Below are 2,608 nucleotides of genomic sequence, written 5' to 3' on the forward strand. Positions count from 1 at the left end.
ATCGAATAGTCACGTCACCCAATTCCCTTCTCCATCTAAGGAAGTAGACGACCGTGTGGATGCTTTGAGAGGGCACGGTCACGTCGCTCCTTCCAATTTAATCTTTATCCCTCTGAATTTTTCAAATCCATTTACCAATACCTCGACCACGGTAACCTATTCTGCAGTCATCAACACGGGTAGCGCGTGGAATGTGGCGACTTTGTCCTTGGTTACTCAGCTGGCCCTTCCACTCGGCAGTGAGTGTGAGATTGATTGGGGTGGTTTGCAAAAGTAAGTGAGAGTTTCTCGATTCGACTTCCTCTAATTTATCGACTTTCAGAAATCGGGAAAATGGAAAGTTTGCAGTAGTTGCAATTGAGCTCTTTGGAACTATGCAGGAGTTTATCTTCTGTGCTATTTTTTCCTCTCCTTTTGTCATAATAAACAAACAATTCCTTGATTATAATAGTTTGTGTATTTGTGAACAGAATGTAGTCAGTAAACACCTTTGTAATTGCTAAATACTCTTCTCTTGCTATACAGTACTCCCATTGTAACACACACCCCTGTGACTGTTGGTCCCACACTCTAAAAAACATATGCAAAGAAGTTTTGTGATTTTTCGTTCATTCTGCAGTTAGCTTCTGTGCGAGACTCGATAGCTACATTGAAAAGTCACGTAGAACATTGAAAAGTCCTAACATAGCCGACCAAGCATCCTTGAAAATGTTGAAAAATCAATCGATTGTGAACCACTGAAACCATGTTCTTAATCTCTCCTGATCTCGACAAGATGATGAGATTAAAATTACATATGATTGGATTTGTGGAGGAGGAATGTTTATGTACAAGGAAATACGTGGATTTCACTCGACTTATTGATGCAAGCTTGTACTAATGTAGGAAGATGATGAAGTTGATCCTGAGAAATTAGAACATTAGAACCCTTACTTTCAACTCATCGACTTAGGGAACAGAGGGGCTTAAATGGGTCAATTTATCGTTTATCTAGTCTGACTTTTGGGTCAAATGGTGTGCCATCGTCTAGTCTGTTTGGACCTTCAACAAGTACTTCGTGAAAGTTAAAGTTGCTCATGCTCTAGAAAAGTGTGTGTATTGTTAAAGTGTGTTTAAAGTGTGTTTTTGTCAAAGTTACCAAAAACTAAAAAAAAAAAGAAAGAAAAAACTAAAAACTGAAAAAGAAACGTAAAGTTAACTTATTACGTTTTAGATTTTAGGAATTTGCATCTAACTGAAATAGCATCAGCTATCCCGCGCTGAAAGTAAAGTTACAAAAAAAGTTAGTAAATTTAGCAGTGCAAAAAAAAAAGAAAAAAGAAATGTGAAAAATCTTCTGTATAAAGAGAATCTTCTGTATCGATAGCGATGCGCACACATTCTCGCCACGCGTGTTCCTCCAAAACTCCCAACAAAAACCCGAAAATGGCGGACCGAATTGCGTAGACGATCCTTTTCAGCGGTTGCAAAGATATATCTTTTTTTTCACAAAATCTTTTATTCGAAAGATTTTAACAAAGATGTCCTTCTTCGACGCGTTGAAGACATGGTTCAGTGAGAAATCTCCTCTCATTGTGACCAGTCGGATTGTTTCATTTTTGGCTATTGGCTTGGGAACAGCAGAGGTTAGCCTTTTTTCTCCGCCCTTGTATCTATCACCTCGTCTTCCCCTCATCGATGATATGATAGATCGTCATCGGATCTCTCATTTACTCTTTCCTCTCGAATTTGCATATTGGGGCATGGTGGGCAGGCGTCGGAGTTATTCTAATTGCTATCTTGCAGCTTAGCTTAGAGAAAAGGTAAAAGATCCTTCCCCGTTTGTTTTCCCTTTTATCCATGTCGCTAATCACAACTATTAGTCCAGCGGTCATGTGTGTTGGTTGTGTGTGCGTTCTCGCTCTGCTTGTTGCGATGGTTGGTGCGATAGTCGATGGAATCTTCTGGAATGTCTTAGATCACACTCGAGGTTGTTACAATCCCTACAGTAACAAGTATTATGGTGATCAGAACTACGCCCTGGATGCTATTTCCTGCACCACTTTCAGTGAAATCGGTAATCCTAGTTACCGTGACAACTGTTACTGCGTTCAAGCCGGAACGGATCACTGTCTCAATTACGCTCTTGCCAATGACGCCGACTACAACTGTGGTGACATTTTAGACACTTATCGTGATTGGTTGAACGCATCCACGATTATTTGTATCGTACTGACGGTTGGGTCGTTGCTTAATTGCATCTTAATCTGCACTGCAGGATGTATGGCGCGTCAAAATAGTAGTGAGAGCAATCACCATCAATTTACGGAGGTTCCCACGAATGGTGGAACTGTGCCGACGGTGGTCGAGCCTAACAAAGACTATGCTACATCTAGCGAGGGAATTCAGATGAGCATAGTAGACCCAGTGAATGATATCGAAGGTCGACCGATTCAAGACTCCAAATTGTGATCTTCTTGGTAAATTCGACATTCGGCTTCCTAAGCAGAATAACATTGTATAAGATAAAATAAGAGGTTCTGTCTAGTTCGTCTCGTGAATGATAACACGTGGATAATCTTAAGTGGCGTAAAAGTCTTGACTTTAGTCCACTTGTTCCGTTACTGTT

3 protein-coding genes are annotated in these 2,608 nt (G+C 40.5%); 2 read left to right on the plus strand and 1 reads right to left on the minus strand.

The features are described 5' to 3' along the window. Positions 1-277 (plus strand): hypothetical protein (locus tag K2Y18_09030; protein ID MBX9805877.1); only part of this gene is annotated, 277 nt, incomplete at its 5' end. A 1,243-nt stretch (positions 278-1,520) separates the two neighbouring features. Next, complete coding sequence (locus K2Y18_09035; protein MBX9805878.1) at positions 1,521-1,790, plus strand: hypothetical protein; 270 nt, start codon at positions 1,521-1,523, stop codon at positions 1,788-1,790. A 451-nt stretch (positions 1,791-2,241) separates the two neighbouring features. On the opposite strand, the gene K2Y18_09040 is transcribed toward K2Y18_09035, so the two are convergent. After that, complete coding sequence (locus tag K2Y18_09040; GenBank protein ID MBX9805879.1) at positions 2,242-2,472, minus strand: hypothetical protein; 231 nt, start codon at positions 2,470-2,472, stop codon at positions 2,242-2,244. Between the last annotated feature and the right edge of the window lie 136 nt (positions 2,473-2,608).

The sequence above is a fragment of the Alphaproteobacteria bacterium genome, from assembly GCA_019746225.1.
Lineage (GTDB): Bacteria > Pseudomonadota > Alphaproteobacteria > Paracaedibacterales > VGCI01 > VGCI01.

Excerpts from the sequence above, each read along its gene's own strand:
- K2Y18_09035 (MBX9805878.1), top strand. The coding sequence starts at position 1,521 with ATGTCCTTCTTCGACGCGTTGAAGACATGGTTCAGTGAGAAATCTCCT.
- K2Y18_09040 (MBX9805879.1), bottom strand. The coding sequence starts at position 2,472 with ATGTCGAATTTACCAAGAAGATCACAATTTGGAGTCTTGAATCGGTCG.